Source organism: Tuberibacillus sp. Marseille-P3662 (assembly GCF_900178005.1).
Taxonomy (GTDB): Bacteria; Bacillota; Bacilli; order Bacillales; family Sporolactobacillaceae; genus Marseille-P3662.
The window spans coordinates 171,808-195,115 of sequence record NZ_FXBS01000006.1 but is presented as its reverse complement, the minus strand read 5'-3'; the positions used below and the strand labels follow the sequence as shown (position 1 = coordinate 195,115).

Below are 23,308 nucleotides of genomic sequence, written 5' to 3'. Positions count from 1 at the left end.
AAATAAATAAACATAAATAATCATATATATTGTTTGTTTATATATATATGATTATTTATTTATTTTTGAATTGCTACTTTAATAAAAAAAGGCTATTGGCCATATACCAATAACCTTTTAATGAAGTTATATTCAGAAACTGAAATCTCGCTTGATAACTCCCAAGTTATTGCACCCTAAACAGGCGGAATAACTTTAAAAATATGCTTCAGAACACGAGTGATTACTAGCCGTAAAGGGAGACTTCCCAGCAGTTTTTTAACCTATTAACCTCATCAGCTGATTTATCAAGTACTTGCTGCCTAGGCTATACAATGAATTGCAATTCAGCAAGAAGGCTCCACAAAACCTATTATCAGCGTTCTCGAAATATCGACTGCATCTCTTCTATATTTAACTAATTTATGAAGCCATGTAGAGTAAAGAGTAACCTTTTGGGTGAAAATCACATTGTATTTTGCTTAACTGAGCAAACCCCTATAAAAAAAATATCTAATATTCTGACCTAATTCCCCTCAGACGTTTCATAACACTGTTCTCCCCATGTCCAAAATAATCGTGAAGTTTTGTATATTCTTTATATATTTGTTCATATAAGGCTACATTTTCAGGTATGGGAACAATCTTTTCTTCCTTAACACGAGCCATTTGTTCTGAAGCTTCTATAATTGTGTCAAAACCACCTTTCAATGTTCCTGCGGCGACTGCTCCAAACATGGCTGCTCCGAGGGCCGGGGTTTGTTTAGAATCGGCGATGGTGATTGTACGATTGGTAACATCAGCGTAAATTTGCATGAGTAACGGGTTTTTTTGTGGTAGCCCACCACATGCATACAATTCATCAACTTTCACACCACTTTGAATAAATGCATCCACAATCTTTCGTGTTCCAAAGGCAGTTGCTTCGAGTAAAGCACGGTAAATCTCCTCTGGCTTTGTCTGAAGTGTGACACCCAATAGTAATCCACTTAGCTCCGTATCCACTAGCACAGATCGGTTCCCATTCCACCAATCTAATGCTAAGAGCCCTGTTTCGCCTGGTTTATATTGGGAAGCTTTTGTTTCCATCCATTTATGGACGCTTAGACCCTCTTTTTCAGCTGTCTGTTTAACATAAGCCGGAACCGCTTGATCAACATACCATGCAAAGATATCACCAACAGCAGACTGTCCAGCTTCATAACCATAAAACCCAGGTATAATACCATCTTCTACAACACCACACATGCCTTCAACATTCTTTTCATCTTCTCCTAACACCATATGGCAAATTGAAGTTCCCATTGCCATAACAAGCTTACGTGGGGTCACTACTCCCATTGCTGGAACAGCCACATGAGCATCAACATTTCCTACAGCTACAGCAGTTCCAGTATTTAAACCCAACAGTTTGGCCATTTCTTTCGTTAGTTCTCCTGCCTTCGTACCAAGTGGAGCTACTTCCCCGCGAAATTTCGTCTCATTTAGATCTTCCATTCGCTTATCTAACGCCTTATAAAATTCCCTGTTTGGATATCCATCTTGTTTATGCCAAATAGCTTTGTAGCCCGCTGTACAACTATTTCGAAGGAAATTATTTGTCATTTTAAATATGACCCAATCGGTTGCTTCCAAGAATTGATCGGTTTGGTTATATATTTCAGGGGCTTCATTCAATATTTGCCAAACCTTTGCTGTCATCCATTCAGAAGATATTTTCCCTCCATATCGGCTCAAAAATTTCTCATTCCGTTGTTCGGCAATTTGATTGATTCGATTAGCTTCATCTTGAGCTGCATGATGCTTCCACAGTTTAACCCAACTATGGGGATTAAACTTTAGATTCGGGTGAAAACAAAGGGGTTCACCTTGTTCATCTATAGGCAACATTGTACATGCGGTAAAATCGATACCTATTCCAATAACATCATTGGGATTCACACCTGATCTCTTCAATACAGCAGGAATGGACTGCTTCAATACTTCTATATAATCGTTTGGATGCTGTAAAGCCCAATCAAAATCTAGGTGTACTCCAGATCCGGGTAAACTCTTATCTATTACCCCATGCCTATAAGTCGTGACGTGATCTGTCATTTCTTTTCCGTTCTTTAACGACACAAGTACTGCTCGACCTGACTCCGTTCCGTAATCAACACCAATCGCATATTTTTCTGGCATGTAATTCCACTCCCTGTTCGTTTGTCTACTATATGCGTCGTTTTGATCAACAATATGTGAGAGCACTTGATTCTACATAAACCTTAATTGAATTATTTACCAACTAGCTTCTGTTCAGTAGTTCATTTTCTCTTTCTCTAAAATAGGTAATCGTTTGCCAAACCAAGTGATCAAGTTTTTTTTGATCGGGTATAGCATTCATAGCAGGATACGGATCTCCACCAGAGCCAAGCGGTTCAGGGGTCACAAACTTTCCTTCTTGATTAAAACCGATCAAATATAATGCCATAATAATGGTATCGATATCCATAAATCCTTCACCTAGTGCCCCTCTATTACTATCAGCCAAATGCAAATTGACCAGCAGATCCCCAGCTTCAATGATGGCTTCACCGATATGTGACTCTTCCGATTGCATGTGGTATATATCTCCATTTATATTTTGAACACCTGAATGATTTATAGCGTTAATATACTGTTTGGCATCAGAAACCGTATGGGTGAAGCTAACTTCAGCTGCTCTGACTGGTTCTATTGCAGCTTTTACCTTATTATTTTTAAACAAATGACCTAGACTTTTTAACGTTTGTACACTTCTATCAAACTCAGTATCATCATATGGATCAGGTCGACCAACAGCCCCTGGTACTACTAGTAGGTAATGCCCACCTACAGCATTTGTAAATTCAATTTCCCTTTTTATATAGTTTATTGCTTCTTGTCTCTTACTTGGCATATTACTTGATAAGTCATTTTCTTTTGAAAACATTCCACAAACACCGGATACTTTCATTCCATATTTTTGTAAAAGATCTAATGTAGTATGCTGTTCATAACCTAGATCTTCTCCATAATGATTGCCATGAAGTTCAATAAAATCAATTCCTGCTTCTTTTAACCGTATAATTGACTCTTCTAACGACTCCAATCCAAATCCCCAGTTACTCCATGAAAAGTTTAATTTTCTTTTCAATTTTTCAGGATGTTCTTTCTTTAACGTCTTAAATGCCTTTTTTATTTGATCATCTTTTACTTGATAATTTTGTCTTTTCATTTATTTCCTCCTAATAATTACCAATAAAGAAGGGGCTCCCAGAGATTTTGGAAGCGCCCCTTAGTTACAGCGCTTACATTTAAAAGTCAAAGTTACCCGCGTTTTCTTTCGTATAGTCTGCTGGAGGCCCCATGATCACAGTTTTACCATCTTCTTTAATTGAAATATTTCCTATATTCTCAATATTTTGATCATCTTTTGGTATTTTACCTTCTGCAAGCATTTTTCCTAATTTAACAGTTAAATAACCTAGTTTTTTTGGATTCCAAAGAACAGCTGTATCTAGTGATCCATCTTCCAAGAATGGTTTCGAATCAGTAGGAAGCGCTGAACCCACAACTGCAATTTTGTCTTGTAGTCCTTTCTCTTGTATTGCTTGAGCTGCACCTAAAGGAGCTGGAGTAGAAACAGCCAGAATACCTTTTAAGTTCGGATATGACTTAATTAAATTCAATGTTTTCTGATAAGCAACCTGCTGTTTTTCATCCGTTGGAATTTTATCAGTAACAATTTCAATGCCCGGATAATCTTCAGCGAATTTTTTCTTTGCTGCATCCAGCCAAGAATTTAAATTCGCGGCACTCAGCCCACCAGTTAAAAGTGCTACTTGACCTGAGTCTGTTCCCATAGCTTTAACTAACTTTTCAGCCATGTGACTTCCAAAGACTTTGTCATCAATTTGATGCACGGAAAGATCTACAAGATCTTTGTTAGCCGGTGTATCCCAATCCATGACCTTTATTCCTTGCTCCTTTGCTTTTTTAAGTACCGGCTCAACAGATGCTGGATCGTTTGGAGCAACCGCAATAACATCTACATTCTTAGAAATCAAATCCTCTATTACTTTAACTTGTGCAGCTGCATCTGCTTTGGTTGGACCGGTATACTCAACATTGATACCTAAGTCTTTTCCAGCTTGTTCCGCCCCTTTTTCCGATGCATTAAAATAGGGAATACCCACAAGTTTAGGAACAACAGCAACTGTCAATTCATCACTACCACTTGATTCTTCACCTTTGTTTCCACTACTCCCAGTGTCCGATCCACTGTTCTTGGAGACACACCCCGCCAGTATTCCTACAAAAAATAGAACTGACAATAGGCTTATGATTGACTTTCTCATTCGAATTTCCCCCTTAAAATATGAATAATTTTATATTTAACCTAGAATTTCTAGGAAAAATCTAAGCTGACATTATCTGTTTTTCTTAAGCTGCTGATTTGGTTTCTTTATTTTTCTTAAACTTGTCTGAAAAAAAGTTCAATGTGAGAACAATGATAAGGATACCACCGATGAATACATCGACAATCGCTCTGTCAACACCTAAGAGATTCAATCCATTAGATATCATTTGGAAGATAATGACCGCGTACACGGTTCCCATCACTTTTCCATATCCACCATGAATATTCGTTCCACCTAACACAGCAGCAGCAACACTTTGCAACAAATAGGATGACCCAAGGTCGACTTTCACTGAATTATAACGTGAAGTCATGATAATCGCAGATATTGCAGCCAATAAAGATGCATATAAATAAACTTTCATTAATATACGGCTGTTTTTAACTCCTGAAAATAGTGTTGCAACATCATTACTACCATACATATAAATACTTCTACCCCAACCAGTTTTATTTAATAAAATTGAGGTAATAATTGCAAAAATAACAAAGATCACCATTGATAACGGAACAACCCCCATATAATACCCATTACCAATTAATCCATATGCATCACTAAATCCTGATATAGAGTGACCTTTTGTTATAGCTAAAATAACTCCTTCAAACAGTACCATCGTTCCCAAGGTTACTAGGATTGGTGAAACGCCGATTTTTGATATAATAAAACCATTAAATGCTCCACAAGCTAAACCGAACAAGATAGCTACCAAAACTGCAGGTAGTATTGAAAAACCATGGGACATCATTAACGCTGCACCTACACCAGAAAGAGCAGCAATATAGGTAATCGATAAGTCAATTCCCCCGGTTACAATAACAACCATCATAGCAAGTGCGATTAGCCCAAATTCCGGTAATTGAAACATCATACTTTTTATATTGTTTGAAGATAGAAACCCAGGTGTAATGAGACTCATTAACAGAAATATTGCTAGTGCAATTAGCCCCAATACACTTTCCTTTGATAACTTCATTTTCTCCCCCCTATGCCTCTACTTCGACTTTTGCTAATTTTTCTTGTGAACGTTTATAGTTCCAATGATCGTAAGAAACTGCAAAAACAATAATGGCACCAGTAACAACCTTTTGCCAGTAGGTATTAATATGAGCTAAAATCATACCATTTTCTACTATTGCTAATAATAAAACTCCTAGTAAGGTTCCATGAATCGATCCACTACCACCATGAATATTTGCCCCACCTACCACAACTGCTGCAATTACTGTTAATTCAAGCCCCGCAAGTCCGTTGGGATCAACAGCTTTTGTATATGTTGTCTGAGCAATGGCAGCAATACCAGCGAGAAACCCCATATATGAAAATACAAATAGTTTAACTTTTTTATAATCAATTCCAACCCTTACTGATGACTGTGTGTTTCCACCAACCGCAAGGATCGAACGACCTATTTGCGTGTGTTTTAAAATATACCAAGTTGCAATAGCAACAATAGCTAGAAGGTAAATTAAAATGGGAATCCCTAATAATTTAAAACCGGCAAATGCTAAAAATGCATCAGGAAAGTTTGTGCTATTTAGATATCGACCATTTGTAATATACAAAACAATACCTGACATGATATTCAAAGTTCCTAAAGTTACGACAATAGCAGGAATTTCAATTTTAGAGACCAGAAAACCATTGATAAAACCAAGTACTAAACCACACAAGGGTGCAACCAAGAAGAGAATAACAACTGAGATCCAGCTATCTGGTAAATATGCAAACAAATTCCCAATAATCACTGCAACGGCCGTCGTTAATGCGGCTACCGATACATCAATATCACTTGTTATAATGATTAAGGTCATTCCAATAGCTAAAATGCCAATAACCACATTTCCCTCGATAATATCCAGTATATTTCCCATAGTTAGAAATACTGGATTAACAACAGTCAAAATGATACTGATTAGAATAATAATGGCTAAAATACTGACTTCTTTTTGTTTTAGAAACGCCTTCATAACTTATACCCCCTGACTAATCTGGCCAGAATTAGTAGGATCATTCGAGATAGTCTTTCCTTGACCCTGTAATGCATGGTTCATAATTTTTTCTTGTGTCGCCTCTTTGGCATTTAACTCTCCCGAAATACGCCCGTTCCTCATAACCAAAATTCTATCACTTACCGATAAAACTTCAGGAAGTTCCGAAGAAATCATAATCACACCTATACCTTCTTTTGAGAGTTTACGTAGTAGCTTATGAATCTCCGTTTTTGCACCAATATCTATACCATTTGTTGGTTCATCAATGATAAGAAGTTTTGGACTTGTCGCCAACCATTTTGCAATAACAACTTTTTGCTGATTACCGCCGGAAAGTTTTTCAGCAGGTATATTAGGATTATCGGGTCTAATATCTAACGATTTAACGTATTCCTCCGACAATTTAACTTCCTTTTTACGATCAATGAGGTTGATAGCGTTTCGTAATCTTTTAATGATAGGTAGTGAAATATTGTTAATAATCGATTGTCCAAGTACAAGACCTTGTGTTTGCCGAGCTTCAGGAATATAAGCAATCCCATTATCGACAGCGGTTTTAGAAGAGTTAATTGATACTTGATTACCATTAATTTCAGTAGTCCCTTTCTCTGGTTTATTAACTCCAAAAATGGCTTGTGCCAATTCTGTTCGACCAGATCCGACTAGTCCAGTAATCCCAAGTACCTCTCCCTTTTTTAGCTCAAAGGATACATCCTTGAAATTTCCTTGTTTTGAAAAGCCATTTACCTTAAATATGGTTTCACCAACTTCAACTTCTTCCTTATTCTTTTCATAAGTAACCTCACGTCCAACCATTAAGGTTACTAATTTAGATTCATCAATTTCATCCCGGCTATAGGACCCTACATACTTTCCGTCTCGTAAAACCGTAAATCGATCCGAAACCCGGAACAGTTCTTTCAATTTGTGACTAATAAAAATGATGGAAATGCCCCTTCTTTTTAATTTTTCAACTACACGATACAATTTTTCTACTTCCCCAGAAGATAGAGCTGATGTTGGTTCATCCATTACAATAAGTTTTGAGTCAAACGCTAAAGCTCTTGCAATTTCGACAAGTTGTTGTTGCGCAATACTCAGAGTTTCGACCATTGTATTTGGATTAATATCCACTTCCAGCTCTTCAAGGGCTTGAATAGCACTCTTTTTGATATTTTTCCAGTCCACCTTCTTCCACGGCATTTTATTGCTGTCTTGACCAATGTGAATATTTTCCGCAACTGAAAAATTAGGAAATAAACTTAAATCTTGATAAATAACTGAGATACCTTTTAACGTAGCATCAATGGGTTTACTAATTTGTGCCTCTTCACCTTCAAAATAAAACTGGGCACCATCATCAGCCTTATGGATGCCTGATAGTATTTTAATTAAAGTAGATTTCCCGGCCCCATTCTCTCCAATTAAAGCGTGAACTTCACCTTTCTTCACCTCAAGTTCTACGTCTTCAAGTGCCTTAACACCCGGGAATGTTTTACTAATGTTTTTCATTTGTAATTGATATTCACTCAACACAAGTAACCCCCTTTATCTTGTTGCCTCTAACTGAGAACAAGTTAATCCTCTTTCCTCGCAAAATGCATGAACCTCATTTAGTGTTGGAATTCCTGTCTGTGCCCCTAATTTTGTAACTTTTAGTGCACCAACAATATTCGCAAATTTGGCTGCTTCAACGAGATCATAGCCATCGGAAATACTGCATGCTATAGCACCTGCAAAAGCATCACCAGCACCAACAGTATCAAGTGGTTGAACATTAATCGGCTCAATATACTCCCAGTGACCACTCCGATAAACGACGGAGCCTTTATCAGCCATTTTAATGATGGAATTGCTGACGCCCATATTTTCAAATGCTTTTGCTGCACTGACAGCGGTTTCAATATTTGTTACATCAATACCAATTAAATGATTTGTTTCTTGGCGATTAGGGGTTATCACATCCGCATACTCTAATGCTTTTACAGTAATACCCTCCGCAGGAGCCGGATCTAAGATCACTTGCATTCCTTTATGTTTTGCTAGCTGCATAGCACGAATCACAGTATCCTGTGGAACCTCCATTTGTACAAGAAGAACGTCACTATCGTTTATATTTTCAAACGCCTTTTCTATATCGTCTGTCAGCAAATCATCATTTGCTCCTTTTAATACTAGCATGGTATTCTCCGCTGTTTGATCTATCGTTATAATGGCAGTACCTGTTGAGAATGTATTAGATCTTTTAATAAAATGGGTACTTACCCCGTTTTCGTTTAAACTATCAATCAATCTATCGCCATAAAGATCATTGCCAACCGCGCCAATTATCTTTACGCCCTTACTTAATTTTGCAACCGATGTTGCTTGATTTGCCCCTTTACCCCCTGACAAATAATCTATTGAATTTCCGAATCTGGTTTCCCCTCGTTGAGGATAATCATCCGTCAGTGCCACAACATCGGTGTTGATACTTCCAACTACGGTAATACACATGATCCATCCCCCTCTCTTTGAAAAATCAAGCGTTCACCGGGGAATATTCCGGTATTTTAGTAATAAAGTTTTTTAATTTTGCTGTTGCATCTTCCAGTGTCTGATTTTTTTTAAACAAACAAGATGTTCCACAAACTAGCATGTCAGCTCCATTAGCAATGACTTGCGGTATCGTTTCAAAACTAATGTTTCCGTCAACTTGAATAGTGATATTTAAGTTTTTTTCATCAATCTGCTGTTTTAATTGTTGAATTTTATTAAGAGTTAATGGAATAAATTTCTGTCCAGCGAATCCTGGGTTGACGGTCATTAGCGTAACATAATCAATTGTGTCCCAAATATAGTCTAAGTAACTAAGGGGAGTGGCAGGATTCAATGCAACCCCTACCTTTATATTCTTGCCACGAATAGCTTGAAGTGTTCGTTGCAAATGCATTGTAGATTCTGCATGTACAGAAATCATATCAGCTCCCGCATCCGCAAAAAGATCAATGTATTTTTCAGGTTCTTCAATCATCAGATGAATATCAAACGGTTTGCCACTATGTGAGCGCAAACTTTTAATCATATCAGGGCCCATGGTAAAGTTCGGTACGAATTTCCCATCCATAATATCAAAATGAAAAAAGTCCACATTGGCATCATGAAGGCGGATGATTGATTCCTGGAGCCTACCCATATCAGCGCACATTATTGACGGACCAATAGTTGCCATATTATCACTCCCTCATTTACCATAATTTTAATATTCAGATAATTAATAGGTTAAAAATTATATGATTTGAGTTCACTATATAAACAAAAAATCATTCACGCGATACACAACAAAAAACCAACCGATAAACACAAAACCAACTTAATTCACTATTATGTAACCGGTGTCAAATTTGGGATTAAACTTATTATAACAACACTTAATGTTGTTATCAATATGAATTTGTGGTTTTTGTTTGAACAATGTTTTGGGTTTTGATAGATCAATGGTTTGATGCCCATTTTTCTTTAGGAATATTGAATTATGCACGGAAACAAAATTCAGCTTGTAAACAGAAGAGCCAAAACGAGGATATATTTTGTTGGAGGGACACACCAAACAAATAGATGTTCAAGACAGTGAATACTTATAGAAAAAGCAAAGGAACGGTATAAGTAGAGCGAAGAATAGTTAATTAAAGCATTGACACGGATATGATGTAACATCAACCTCAAGTCAAACTGACATGCATACAAACTGTAAATATAAGGATACCTATGAAAATTACGGTTAAATAATGCCCTTTATCCTATAAAAAAGCTTCCGATTTTAGGTGAATATCCAAATTCGGAAGCTTTTTATTGCCTCAAGAAACCATATGTAAAATAAACTCAATTTTTTCAAATGGCCTCCCAAGGGTTGGTTGCTTTTTCAAGACTAAACTGAACCCATTAAAAATGTTTATGCTTTATCGGCAATCAATGCTTTAACACCTAAATCATTGAGTTCCCGTACCTTATTAATGGACACTTTATTGTCGGTAATAAGATAATTAATATCCTGAAGATTACACAGGCGGAATAAGGACTTCTCTCCAAATTTGCTGTTATCAGCCAATAGGAACAGTCTCTCAGATATAGAAAAAAGTTGTTTTTTAACTAATGCTTGAGCTTCATGTATTTCACTAATCCCTCTTTTAAAATCGACCCCTTGACAAGAAAAGAAAAATTTATCTACATGATAATCTTGAATGACCCTTTCTGCGAAGTTTCCAACAAGAGACATAGAACCTTCTGACAAATAACCACCAACGAGAATAACTTGAATCAATTCTTCTTTAGCAAATTCCAAAGTGACACCAATTGAATTAGTTATAATTGTTATTTCTTTGTCTTTAAGATATTTTGTCATTTGTAGTCCAGTCGTACTTGCATCGATTCCAACTATGTCCCCATCTTCTACCATAGATGCAGCTTTTGCTGCTATTATATTTTTTTCCTGAATGTTCATTGCTTGTCTTTTTAAAGCTGGTATTTCTAACTCGTCCTGTTTTTGACTTCGAACTGCTCCACCATGTCTCCGTTCAACAAATCCCTCTGTTTCTAATTTCTCAAAATCACGTCTAATTGTTTCCTCACTAACTTCGAATTGTTTACTGAGATCCGCTACTCTGACTGATCCCTTTTTTTCGACAAGATCGATAATATTATGTTGACGTTCATTAAGAAAAACAACAGCATCTTTGGAAGTATTTGTATCCTTCATCATGTCAATTCACGCCTTAATATAGTTATTATTGGTTACTATATAGCCATATTAACAAATTACTAACACAAAAACAACAACAAAAAGTTTTTTATTGGAAAATAATTATTTGTTTTATGTGATTTTATTTATGATTTAAGACAAAAATTCGTAATTTTGGGGTACCAACAGACTGATTCTGATAGACCGCCTTTTTTACATTTACTTCTTGTCTAACAAATTTTATTTTTAGTTCCTTCATTTTATCCTTTGAGATCAGCTCTACAATAATTACTCAACCATTTACGTTCAAAACTAATTCCAACCCCATCCCTCTTTATTCTTTCTATAAATCCAGCCTAACAATCTTTAAACTGATAAGCTATTATATATATCCCAACCCGGCAAATAATCACTCGTATTTATAAGCATATTTTCAAAAAGCTCTTCTGCCTGTTCAGGAGCAAGATCAACTAAAGGATCTTGAACAAAGGCTTGGAATCCTAGTTTCTTATCTTTTTTTAGCCCAGCTTCAAGCGTGATCGCTTGATTTTCAACATGATGGGCGACCATATTATTGATTGGCTTCGGCAATTTTCCTGCTACTAAAGGTCGAACGCTGTCGTAACTGAACAAAGCATTGGTCTCGACAACAGAACCATGTGGCAAATCAGGCATCTGCCCTGTGTTAGGGAGATTAACATTCGTTATTAAATCTCCTAACCCTAGCAGGGCTTTCAACATGCCAACCCCTTCTTCTCCTGTGGGATTGAGTTCAAATGTTTCTGTGCCATCCTTTAGGCGCTTACCTTTTTCTAATAAATGCGTTCGATTCTCTTTTCTCCAGTTCACTTTCGTTAAATTGAATTTCCACTCTCTCACCTTTTCCGGGCTTTGCAAATACCATGAATGGGGCATAAATTCGGCCAAATGCCGATCACCGGCGGCTGCAATTAAACCAAATTTCTTAAATAAGTCAAATTTAACCCGCTCTGCAGATGCAAAATGATTATTCATCCAATGATCTTCTTCTGCGCCTTCAAAACCTTGTTTGTAATACTTATCAACAAATTCTTCGTATAGCGGAAGTAAATTGATATCCTCATAGTACGCTTCATCAATCCAAGTAAAGTGATTAATACCAAGGACATTTATCTTAATTTCACTACGATCAATATCACGGATTCCTTTTAAATCTTCAAGCATTGCAGCTAACAGTTTTTGTGTTCCGAATACTTCATGACAGCAACCAACCGCTTTAATATCCGGAAAAACTTCATACAGGGTTCGAGTACAATGACTCATCGGATTCGTATAGTTGATCACCCAGGCTTGAGGCGATGTTTTTTTTATATGCTCAGCGATTTCAACATACATAGGAATCGTTCGTAACGCTCTAACCATCCCCCCCGGACCCACGGTATCCCCAACTGATTGATAGATACCATATTGTTCCGGTTGATGAACATCTGAATCCATTTCATCAAATGTCCCCGGTAGAATGGAAAGAATGACAAAATCAGCACCTTGTAAGGCTTCATCGATTGTTCTAACGGCTTCATATTTCCATTTCCCGGAGACTTCACTACGATCATATAGTGAATTACCGATCATAGCATTATCATAGGCAGCGTCAAAATTAATATCATAAAGTTTAACAGTACCAGATAGGCGTTCTTCCATAGCAAGGTCACTCATCAATCCCCAAGCCCATCCTTTTGAACCACCACCAATATAAGCAATTTGTAAATCCTTTGCTTCTTTTTGGGTACGCACCATCAAAAGCCCTCCTATTAAATAACGATCTGCAAAAAGAAAGTGGGGAGTATTGTAAATGAATGTAAAACTCCTTCCACGAATAGTACAGGTTGAACACGAATTTAATGAATCACTCTGATTGTATCTGTCCCAGAAAAAGTATCACCATTTTTCATGGACCCAGTTATGGTGATTTCTACATCCCCATTTTTCTCTCCAAGTATTTCTATTATTTTTTGTCTATTAAACTTAATAACACGACCATTGGATACGGCCTGAGCTTCAACCGTTTGACCATTTACATGCAGGTTTACCGATGAACCATCAACAGTCGATCCATCAGTCGATAATGCTATTTTTACCGTGACAGATTGTTTACCGCCTTTACTCTTTAAATTCAGAGTTTCGGGCTTTATGTCTACATTGGCAGATATAACTGTGTAAATATTTGGCCTCGGTGGATTTTCCATTCCGGCACCAAGATAGAAACTCGTATGTGGAGGTTGATTATAGGCTACATTTTGCCACGCAACACCTAACCTGTAGACCGGATCGTGCATAAGGGTATATATACGGTGATCAGTGACGGATGTCGTTGTATAAATCCGCAAAGCACTGCTATCATCTGTCCGCCAGATCGCTTCTTCTCTCCAGTCACCTAAAATATCAGCTTGTAAGCTAGGATTGCCTTTGGTGCCATTATTGGAATAAGTTCCATCTGCCGTTAACAGATTGACCATATTCTTGTTCTCATAATCCCATTTGCCAATGGTTCCAACGCCAACTTTCTTTTGTGAATCCCAATTATGGTTCAAGGTTTCACGGAGTAAATCGTCATCCCACCAAATAGCAAAATTGGCCGGCGGAATTTTTGTTGAAATTTTCTTACCTTTCGCTGTATAGACGCCACCTGTCGAACTATTCCAGGGTCCGTCAACAGCCCAAACCTCTTCTCCTTCATAATTAGGGTTAATATCACCTGACAATCCTCTTCCGACATCATAATCCTCAACTGGAATTCCCCAAAGAAGCTCTCCAGAATCAGCATCGCGGAATTCCATACCAGCTTTGTTTGGATACTCTTCATGAACTTGAAACACTTCCAGCCCTGGTCTGTTGGGGTCCAGATCACCTAAATGCATCGCATCTCCGTGCCCTAAGCCTGTTGTGTACAGGCCTGTTCCATCATCATCAACGGCCATTGCACCATAAATGATTTCATCTTTAGTATCGTCATCCACATCCGCAATGCTTAGATTATGGTTTCCCTGACTAGCATATTCTTCATTGCCAGGATCATCACTATCAAAAGTCCATAATTTCGTTAGCTTACCATTTCTAAAGTTATAGGCTGTGAGCATCGTTTTTTCATAGTATCCACGAGCCATAATGAGACTTGGCCTTACACCATCAAGATACGCTATGCCTGCAAGAAAGCGGTCTCCGCGATTGCCATAGCAATCCCCCCAATCACAAATATCGCCTCTGGCCGGTGAAAATGGAGTTGTAACAAGGTTGTTGCCCGTCTTACCATCAAACACCGTAAGATACTCAGGCCCACTCAATATATAACCGTCGTCTTTTCGATAATCAGCGTTTGGATCACCGATGACCTTCCCCGTTCCATCAACCGATCCATCTGAGGTTCTCATAGCAACTTCTGACTGACCATCACCGTCTAAGTCATACACCATAAACTGTGTATAGTGCGCACCCGCACGGATATTTTTTCCTAAATCAATTCTCCATAGACGGGTTCCATCAAGCTCATAGGCATCAATCAACACATTACCGGTATAACCGGATTGCGAATTATCCTTAGAATTAGATGGATCCCACTTTAACACAATCTCATATTCACCATCGCCATCCAGATCACCTACACTAGCATCGTTGGCACTGTATGTATAGGAGACATCGTCGGGAGTCGTCCCTCCCTCAGGTTTTTGAAGTGGAACGGATAAATATTGCTTTCCCCATACACTCACTGTTTCTGATTTTGATTGTTCTTCTCCATTTAGAACGGCTCGAACATGATAGGTTGATTGTGATGTTCCATCATGATCTAAATAGTTGGTACTAGATGTTATTGGAGATGTATTGACCTTCTTACCGTCACGGTATAAATTGAATGAAATGTCTTTCGCTTCAGTTCCCAATAAACGCCAACTTACAAAGACGCCATCTTCAACCTTGACAGCCACAAGCCCCCGATTAAGAAATTCAATTTGGCGGACTTTTTTTTCGCTATTATTTTCAGATGCTGCACTTGCAGCAGACTGAGGTGCACTGATCGATGCTATTAAAAGAAATCCTAGAAGTAAAAACGTTGGCTTCCTCAGAAAACAAGTTAACTTTGCTACCATTATTTATAGCTCCTTTAAATCGCAGATTTGCATTAGAATTATGAAAGTGACCAAAGCAGTAGCCTTCCATCCTTTCTAATAATCACACCCACCTACCCCTAAGCAACATCTCATTTATACGCATCTACCTGGACATTAAGAGACAGCGAGATGCCAGGCGTTCCATGCTCATGGTTCACACCTCCAATCAGGAAGATGTCAGCACTTTCAGTTCTCAAGTTGTTAAGCAATAAACACATTATTTTTGGCGACTACCCCTTCAATCCCGAGGTAGCAATGCCCTTAACTAAATGTTTCTGGAAAATCAAGAAAATAACGATGACTGGTATAATTGACAAAATCGACATAGCAAATAATGCGCCCCATTGACTATTACCTGTATTACTTAAGAACATATTGAGTCCTGTTGCCACCGTGTATTTCTCCGGATCACTTAAGTAAATCAGTTGACTGAAGAAGTCATTCCAAGTCCAGTAAAAGGCAAAAATTGAAATGGTAATTAGCGCAGGTTTTGATAAAGGTAAAATAATCCGCCAGAAAAGCTGAAACGTATTGCAACCATCAATAATAGCAGCCTCATCAAGCTCTTTTGGAATCCCACGAACAAATTGAACCATTAAGAAAATAAAAAATGGTGTAATACTCACTCCTAAAAAACTCGGAACCACTAATGGAAGAAAGGTATTAACCCAACTTAATTCATGAAAAATAATATATTGTGGTATAAGTGTAATTTGAAACGGGAGCATGATCGTTGCCAACATTAGACTAAAAAAGACCCCTCGTAATCTGAACTTTAGGCGTGCAAAAGCGAAACCTGTTAATGTTGCAATAAATAAACTTCCAACAACCACCAAAGTTGAAATAATAAATGAATTGATAAAGAATGTTCCAAAGCCAACTCCGCCTACCCCTTGCCATCCTATTATATAGTTTTGGAACGTCCATTCCTGCGGCCAAAGTCCTGCCGTCGAAAAAATTTCTGATGCCGGTTTAAAGGAGGAAAAAAACATCCATAAAACCGGATAAATCATAATAATGCTCAATATTATAAGGATCAAGTGTATCCACAAAGGTTCCAATCTTTTACTCAATTTTGACACCTACCTTTATTCATAGTGGACCCAGAATTTTGATGTAAGAAACAAAAAGCCTGCAAACACAGAAATAATCACTAAGAATATACAAGCCAAAGCCGCAGCATAACCCATATTAAAGTATTCAAATCCCTGCCTGAATAAGTAGAGAACATAAAAAAGAGTTGAATTAATCGGTCCGCCTTCAGTAATGATGTAACCTTGAGTAAAGACCATAAACGCGTTAATCGTACCCATGACTAGGTTAAAAAATATGAGCGGTGATACCATGGGAACAGTGACATGAAAGAACTGTCCGATTTTAGATGCTCCATCAATTGCAGCTGCTTCATATAGAGTTTCTGGTACTTGTTTTAGGCCGGCCAAAAAAATGATCATTTCAGAACCAAACTGCCAGACACTTAATAAACAAATCACATAAATAGCAAAGCGAGGATCCGATATCCAGGAAACACCCTCTATGCCAACCATGCCTAAAACATCATTGACTAGCCCCTCATCACTAAAAATATTTCTCCACATAATCGCAACCCCAACACTTGTACCAATCAGCGATGGAACATAGAAGAGCGCTCGATAAATCCCAATTCCCTTTATATCCCGGTTAAGAAGAACGGCAACTAAGAGTGAAAATATTAAACGTAATGGAACGGATACAACAACATAAAGAATGGTGACCTTTAATGAAGTATAAAACAGTTCATCACTTAAAATCTTTTTAAAGTTGCTCAATCCTGCCCACTGGGGTGCAGATAATAAATCATAATGAGTAAAAGCAAGATAAATTGAGAAAAAAAACGATCCTAATGTTAAAACCAGAAGACCTAATAGCCATGGCATTAGAAAACCATAAGCAGTAAGATTTCGTCGCAATGCTGCCATAACATCTGCCACCTTTCATTGTTTATTAAAACTTCAACTCAGTTACATGCTGCTATATGTAACTTTGGTCACAGCAAAATGGTGTTATTCTTTAAGTCAGCGTTATCAATTAATGGTATAATTCGTCAATTAAGTGTCTCTTTCTTTAAAATGACCTGAAAGAGACACTTCTTATTAAGATCATCGACTAAGATATCTGCAATCCTACTTTAACTAGATTCAGCTTCAGTGATAAATTGATTAGTAGCATCTTTTAGGGGGCATTTCCCGTTAACTTGAATACTGTCCAATACATATTCGGATGAAGGAAACACCTCCCTATATATCACTATTTAGCAAGTAGACCACTTTGATTAATGATCTTCACTTAAAGCTGACTTTGCTTTGTCAAAGAATTGATTTGTTGCTTCTTTTGGACTCAATTGTTTAAATTGAACTTTCTGGGAAATATCATTTAACAAATCGACTAATTGACCTGCCGACGAAGCATCTACTGGAGGCGCATCACCTGCTACCTCTCCAACATGATTAACAAAAGATATGACTTCTTTTTTCGCACCTGTTGCACTCTTTGTTAACTCTTTTCTGAACGAAGTGTTGATTGGTACGCCACGATCAGTACCTATGATTTCGACTGCCTTTGAGCTATTTAAAAGGTAATTAACAAGCTTGGCACTAGCTTTAGGATGCTTCGTATCTTTTGAAATTGACCAATACATACTTGGTTTTAAAAAGTAAGGCTTATTCCCATTGTTTAAGCTTGGAGACATTGCCATCTTAAGATCTCGATTAGCGAATTTCTCAATTGTGGGATATTGATTGCTGAAAGCAAAACTAAAGGGTGTCTTCTTTTTCACAATTGGGAATTTTTCTATTTCACCCCAGTTAAATGAAGCTGTATATTCAGCAGGCGGCGCAACTCCTTCTTCTTGAAGGTCTAACCAATAATTAAACCAGTCAGTCATCGTCTGCTTACTAAACCCGAGTTTAACGGAGTTCTCTCCCTCTATATATAAATGTTCACCGTGATCACGGGCATAAAATTTAAATAAAGCCATCCAACCCATTTCATTTTGCGTTCCGTAAGTATCTGGTAAATTTTTCGAAATTTTCTCAGCTATATTTGCATAATCGGTCCAGGACATGCTTTTCTCTGAATCAATGGTAATCCCTGCCTTTTTTAACATCGCTGGGTCATAAATTAATGTAATGGCATTCACACCTGTCGGAATACCATACAATTCTTCATTAATTTTTCCTGAATTAACACTTCCCGAATCTAACGCATCAAAGTTAATATCTAAGCCGCTTAAATCCTTCAAAACACCACGGGTCGCATAGTTCCGAAGATACTTTTTATCCATCTGAATCACATCTGGTATGGTCCCCCCTCCAACTTGTGTTGAAAGTTTCGACCAATACCCATCCCAACCTGAAAACTGAGGTGTCACATTAATGTTAGGATTTTCCTTCTCAAATTGCTTAATAGCCTTCGATGTCATATCATTTCGATCTTTTGATCCCCACCACATCAATTTAATCGTTTTATCACCTGATTGCCCTCCAGACTTCTCCGAACTACTACATCCACTTAAAAACAGGACCATTGATAAAGCGCTTACAACCAAAACCCACATTGTCTTTTTTTTCATGCTCTTGTCCTCCCCTTTTAGATTATAGATTTCTATAATAAACTGCTGGTCTTTTGGTCACCTCCTTATTTGGGATAGATTCCTAGAGTTTTAAATCATAAGATATTCGCTTGTTTTATGTTGGTAATGTCATTATTTTCAAAAAATAAAAAACAAATAAAATAGTACACTGCTGTACTATTTTATTTATCCTACCAATCCAAACAAACGCGGAAGAAACAAACTGATCTGCGGAACAAACGCAACCAGGATTAAAGCCACGACTAACGGAATATAAAAGACAACAAGCTTTGGAATAACTTTTTCAATACGAACACCACTGACACTGCTCCCAATAAATAGAACGGTACCAATTGGCGGTGTCGTAACACCAATAGCCAGTGCCATCGTCATAATCATGCCGAAGTGGACAGGGTTGATACCCATCTGTGTCGCAATTGGAAAAAGAATAGGTGTGAATATCAATAATGCCGGTGCCACATCCATAAAAGTCCCGATCACTAATAAAATTAAGAGCATAATGAGTAGGAGGATAGATGTATTATCGGTTATAGAAAGCAATGCCCCCGTAATCGCCTGAGGGATACCTGCATATGATAGCACCCATGACATGGCTGTTGAAGCACCAATCAGGAGCAAAATAATTCCGGAATAGATAACTGTTTCTTTAAGTATCTTTGGAACGTCAGAAAGCTTAAGCTGCCGATAGACCAAGCTAAGGATCGCCGCATAGAAAACAGCAACTGCAGCACCTTCAGTGACCGTAAAAACGCCGCCGGCTATTCCTCCAATAACGATAATGATTAATAGCAAACTCGGAATCGACTGAAGAAAAACTTTGAGTGCTTCCCCACTATTTGTTTTCTTAGCAACAGAATAGTTGGCGCGTTTCGCCATAATATAAGCAACGATCATCAATAACATTGCCATTAAGATACCTGGTAAATAGCCGGCGATAAATAAGGCGCCGATTGATGTCCCGCCACTAAGTAAGGAAAAAATGATTGGTGTACTGCTTGGCGGAATGATTAAGCCTGTCGGAGCTGAAGCGATATTGACAGCTGCAGAATAAGAAGGATCGTATCCTTCCTTTTTCTCCTGCGGGTGCATAATCCGCCCCATCGTTGCAGCTGCTGCTATAGCCGAACCCGATATAGCACCGAATAGCATATTACCGATAATATTAGTATGGGCTAGTGAACCCGACATCCGTCCACCGAATAGTTTTGCTAAATTAATTAGACGGTCGGCAATCCCACCATTATTCATAATACTTCCAGCAAGCATGAAGAAAACAAGGGCTAAAAGCACTGTGCTATCCACACCTGTAATCAACTGCTGGGAGATAGCCAGCAAAGAAGGTGTCATCGGCAACACGATCAATGCTGCCGCAAAAGCTGCCACAGCAATACTGACAGAAATCGGTACACCGATAAAAAGAAATAAGAAAAATAGTCCAAATAATACAATCCCCGTCCAAACGGTTACATCCATTCATGCTCACCCTTTTCAAGCACACTTAATGCTTCGACTTCTTGACGTTTTGTCATATTTATAATTTGATAATAAATGATGATAATACCACAAACAGGTAAAACACCATAGATCAACCCCATTGGAATGCTTAGTATAGGAGATAACTCCGCCATTGTCGCATTCGAAATTGTAAATCCGCCGATCACTAATACAAATAATGCGAATGCAATAACCATTAGATCAATGAACCAGCGCAGTCTCTTATGAGCTTGACCTTTTATTTTGTCTCTTAGAAAGGTTAATGCTAAATGTTCATCTTGACCAAATGCATAAGTAGATCCGATGACCGCGATCCAAATCAAAGAGAATCGCAACACTTCTTGAGTCATAATACTTGGGTCCTGAAGGACAAAGCGTGTAAACACCTGCCATATAGCGCCTACAACTAGAAATATAATGAGAATACTAGCTACTGTTAATAGCATTAGATCTAACCAGCGTTTTACTTGATTCAAAGTAATGTCCCCCTATCCAACCTTTATTGTAAAGCTTCAATCTTATCTAACAACCGGTCTATTTCAGGATTGTTTTTCCGACGTTCTTCAATCAGCGGCTGCACTTTTTTACGAAAAGGTGCTTGATCAGGATGCGAAAATTCTACACCCATTTCCTCTTTAGCTTGTTTGATACTTTTTTCAATCATCTTATCCCAACGCTTGTTATGATCCTTCGTCGTTTCCTTTCCTGCTTCTAGCAACGCCTGTTGTTCTGACTCGCTTAACTTATCCCAAGAAGCGTCACTCATAATAAGGAAATCCGGAATTCTTGTATGTTCATCAAAGGAAAATTGTTTAGCAACCTCCCCGTGATTAGCATCCGTTAAAGCGATTGGACTACTCTCTGCCCCATCAATAATCCCTTGTTGTAGACTCGTATATACTTCCGTTGCAGACATTGGCGTTGGTGCAGCACCAAGCATCTCCATGGTTTCAATCGACGTCACATCTTTCATGACCCGAATTTTAAGACCCTTTAAGTCCTCAGGAGTTTTAATTTTCTTGTTCCTAGTATAAAAACTCCGGGCACCAGCATCATAATACGTAATGCCACGTAGTCCGGCATCCTCCAACCCTTTATACATTTGTTTAACTGTATCCGTTTCCATAAAACTGCGAAAATGCTTCTTGTTTCGGAAAATGTATGGAAGACTAAATACCGAGAACTGGTTATCAAACTTGGACACCACGCCACCGTTGACTTTTGTCATATCAATGACGCCGCTTTGCACAAGCTCCATAACTTTAGTTTCCCCACCTAAAACACCTTCAGCATAAATTTTTATTTGAACACTTCCATTCGTTTTTTCTTCTACCTTATCTGCGAATGCTTCTAAACTATGATAGACAGGACTTGCATCATTATGAATATGAGCTAATGTCAATGTTTTGGTTTCTTTCGCCGAAACTTCATTCCCAGTCACCGTTTCTGCACCTGAACAAGCTCCCGTTAATAGTAATGCCGATATCACCGCTGCAACTAGACCGCATTTTATCAGGTACTTTACACCCATGTTGTAACCCCTTTCAATTTATCTTCATAGATAACTTTGAGATATTCATTGATTCATAAGGTCATCTGATTAGTGTTTTTGATTATCTTTATTTTAAGCGCTTCCAAGTTTTGAGTCTTATTAAAAACAGAATTTAAGTCTCAATTTCAGAAATAAAGATGTGAATTTAATCTCATTTGTAAATGAAAGGGCTCTCTCTATCTAGTAAGGATAGTCTTCATCAGGAACATCAGTCGTTTGACCCGTATATGCCCAAGAACAGTTTGATTCCCCTGGGAGGGTGTGTTCTTGGTAACATTCCATAAGTGTTTCAGCCAACCCGGGGACGTAGGTCACCATTGTTTCAGAATCTCTCTTCACACGGTCTGGCGGGAAAAAGGGTATGTCTGGCACAGCTTCATGCATACTCTTAATACCAAGTAAATGTGAGTAAGCGGCTTCTATACCACAGCGAATATCACTATCCCCCTGCAAAATGGCCTGTATACAAACATCCAACTTATGCATATGCTCTGATTCAGGATCGCCGTAGCTCTTTTCTGTACCATCTAACCAAACCGCTTTCATATTTCCACCTGCATTATAATAAATGGTTGCTCTTTCAAATACCATCTCGAATTGCGGTCCATGCTTCCTGTTAACAGCATGAGAGGCTAAAAACATAAGTTCTATATCTTGGTCTGTCTTGGCTCGGATGGCACAAGTGTCAAACGTTTCAATTGGGTTGGCCCGGTACAGTTCTGTTGTTAAAGAATGAAGCTTGGCGCTATGCTCCACCGTATCTCCCAATGCATAAAGTAAGTGATGAAAAAAGTGAGAAGTGGCATTATTAGCGATACTATCGAAAATGGGTTCCCCATTTGGACCGTAACATTTGCCTGCCCAGTTGGAACGATTATAATAAGCTTCATCCCTAGGCCAAAGCACAATTGTCCGTCCACGAATCGGGGCACCAAACAAGCCTTGCTGAATATCTTGTTTCCATTCATGTACTGAATCACTAAACGACCAATTAAATCCGATGGCTACAAAGCGTCCCGTGCGATCTCGTACTTGACGCATGTGCTCTGCTTCCTCTAAAGATCCCGTCATTGGCTTCTCACAAAGGACATGACTTCCGTTCTCCATCGCAGTTATAGCCTGTTGAGCATGTAAGTGAATCGGGGTTGAAATGATTGCCAAATCAGCCGTATCCACCTCATAAAAGGATTCTAGTGAATCGTAGATAGGAATATTGTGCGACCTAATTTTATCAAGATAAGCGCTCCGCTCTGGATGAATATCTACGATGCCATTAATCCAGGAAAATCTCTTTTGTCCATCAAGTGTATTCAAATATTTTTCACCATAACCTGCCATTCCCACTAATACAATCCCGCATGTTTCCTTCATGATTTCC

The 23,308-nt window shown here is 38.2% G+C and carries 18 protein-coding genes; all 18 read right to left on the bottom strand.

Features of this window, described 5'->3' with window-relative positions:
- Positions 1–492 precede the first annotated feature (492 nt).
- The gene (locus tag B9Y89_RS09480) at positions 493–2,160 is read right to left on the bottom strand and encodes a ribulokinase (RefSeq protein WP_085522995.1); all 1,668 of its coding nucleotides are present in this window, start codon (positions 2,158–2,160) and stop codon (positions 493–495) included.
- Positions 2,161–2,263: 103 nt separating this feature from the next.
- Positions 2,264–3,214, bottom strand: a complete 951-nt coding sequence (locus tag B9Y89_RS09475; RefSeq protein WP_085522994.1) for a sugar phosphate isomerase/epimerase family protein — start codon at positions 3,212–3,214, stop codon at positions 2,264–2,266.
- 79 nt (positions 3,215–3,293) lie between these two features.
- Positions 3,294–4,337 (bottom strand): autoinducer 2 ABC transporter substrate-binding protein, encoded by a 1,044-nt coding sequence (locus B9Y89_RS09470; RefSeq protein ID WP_085522993.1) that lies wholly within the window; start codon positions 4,335–4,337, stop codon positions 3,294–3,296.
- A gap of 85 nt (positions 4,338–4,422) precedes the next feature.
- Positions 4,423–5,376, bottom strand: coding sequence for an ABC transporter permease (locus B9Y89_RS09465; RefSeq protein ID WP_085522992.1), 954 nt, complete (start codon positions 5,374–5,376; stop codon positions 4,423–4,425).
- Positions 5,377–5,386: 10 nt separating this feature from the next.
- Complete coding sequence (locus tag B9Y89_RS09460) at positions 5,387–6,370, bottom strand: ABC transporter permease (protein ID WP_085522991.1); 984 nt, start codon at positions 6,368–6,370, stop codon at positions 5,387–5,389.
- Between the two features lie 3 nt (positions 6,371–6,373).
- The gene (locus tag B9Y89_RS09455) at positions 6,374–7,927 is read right to left on the bottom strand and encodes a sugar ABC transporter ATP-binding protein (RefSeq protein ID WP_217807185.1); all 1,554 of its coding nucleotides are present in this window, start codon (positions 7,925–7,927) and stop codon (positions 6,374–6,376) included.
- Positions 7,928–7,942: 15 nt separating this feature from the next.
- The gene (gene rbsK / locus B9Y89_RS09450; RefSeq protein ID WP_085522989.1) at positions 7,943–8,890 is read right to left on the bottom strand and encodes a ribokinase; all 948 of its coding nucleotides are present in this window, start codon (positions 8,888–8,890) and stop codon (positions 7,943–7,945) included.
- Positions 8,891–8,915: 25 nt separating this feature from the next.
- On the bottom strand, positions 8,916–9,605 hold the full coding sequence (gene rpe, locus B9Y89_RS09445) for a ribulose-phosphate 3-epimerase (protein ID WP_085522988.1): 690 nt from the start codon (positions 9,603–9,605) through the stop codon (positions 8,916–8,918).
- 720 nt (positions 9,606–10,325) lie between these two features.
- Positions 10,326–11,132 (bottom strand): DeoR/GlpR family DNA-binding transcription regulator, encoded by an 807-nt coding sequence (locus B9Y89_RS09440; protein ID WP_085522987.1) that lies wholly within the window; start codon positions 11,130–11,132, stop codon positions 10,326–10,328.
- 345 nt (positions 11,133–11,477) lie between these two features.
- On the bottom strand, positions 11,478–12,887 hold the full coding sequence (locus tag B9Y89_RS09435; RefSeq protein WP_085522986.1) for a family 4 glycosyl hydrolase: 1,410 nt from the start codon (positions 12,885–12,887) through the stop codon (positions 11,478–11,480).
- 101 nt (positions 12,888–12,988) lie between these two features.
- Positions 12,989–15,232 carry a rhamnogalacturonan lyase gene (locus tag B9Y89_RS09430; RefSeq protein WP_085522985.1) on the bottom strand — a complete coding sequence of 748 codons (2,244 nt, stop codon included), beginning with the start codon at positions 15,230–15,232 and terminating at the stop codon, positions 12,989–12,991.
- Positions 15,233–15,483: 251 nt separating this feature from the next.
- Entirely contained in the window at positions 15,484–16,266 is a 783-nt protein-coding gene (locus tag B9Y89_RS09425) for a carbohydrate ABC transporter permease (protein ID WP_085524689.1), read from the bottom strand.
- Between the two features lie 75 nt (positions 16,267–16,341).
- On the bottom strand, positions 16,342–17,211 hold the full coding sequence (locus tag B9Y89_RS09420) for a carbohydrate ABC transporter permease (protein ID WP_085522984.1): 870 nt from the start codon (positions 17,209–17,211) through the stop codon (positions 16,342–16,344).
- 353 nt (positions 17,212–17,564) lie between these two features.
- Positions 17,565–18,863 carry an ABC transporter substrate-binding protein gene (locus B9Y89_RS09415; protein WP_085522983.1) on the bottom strand — a complete coding sequence of 433 codons (1,299 nt, stop codon included), beginning with the start codon at positions 18,861–18,863 and terminating at the stop codon, positions 17,565–17,567.
- Positions 18,864–19,049: 186 nt separating this feature from the next.
- Complete coding sequence (locus B9Y89_RS09410) at positions 19,050–20,357, bottom strand: TRAP transporter large permease (RefSeq protein ID WP_085522982.1); 1,308 nt, start codon at positions 20,355–20,357, stop codon at positions 19,050–19,052.
- Complete coding sequence (locus B9Y89_RS09405) at positions 20,348–20,854, bottom strand: TRAP transporter small permease (protein ID WP_085522981.1); 507 nt, start codon at positions 20,852–20,854, stop codon at positions 20,348–20,350. The genes B9Y89_RS09410 and B9Y89_RS09405 overlap by 10 nt, the downstream gene beginning before the upstream one ends.
- Positions 20,855–20,877: 23 nt before the next feature.
- The gene (locus tag B9Y89_RS09400; RefSeq protein WP_085522980.1) at positions 20,878–21,909 is read right to left on the bottom strand and encodes a TRAP transporter substrate-binding protein; all 1,032 of its coding nucleotides are present in this window, start codon (positions 21,907–21,909) and stop codon (positions 20,878–20,880) included.
- A gap of 201 nt (positions 21,910–22,110) precedes the next feature.
- Entirely contained in the window at positions 22,111–23,301 is a 1,191-nt protein-coding gene (locus B9Y89_RS09395; RefSeq protein ID WP_085522979.1) for a Gfo/Idh/MocA family protein, read from the bottom strand.
- Positions 23,302–23,308: the final 7 nt, after the last annotated feature.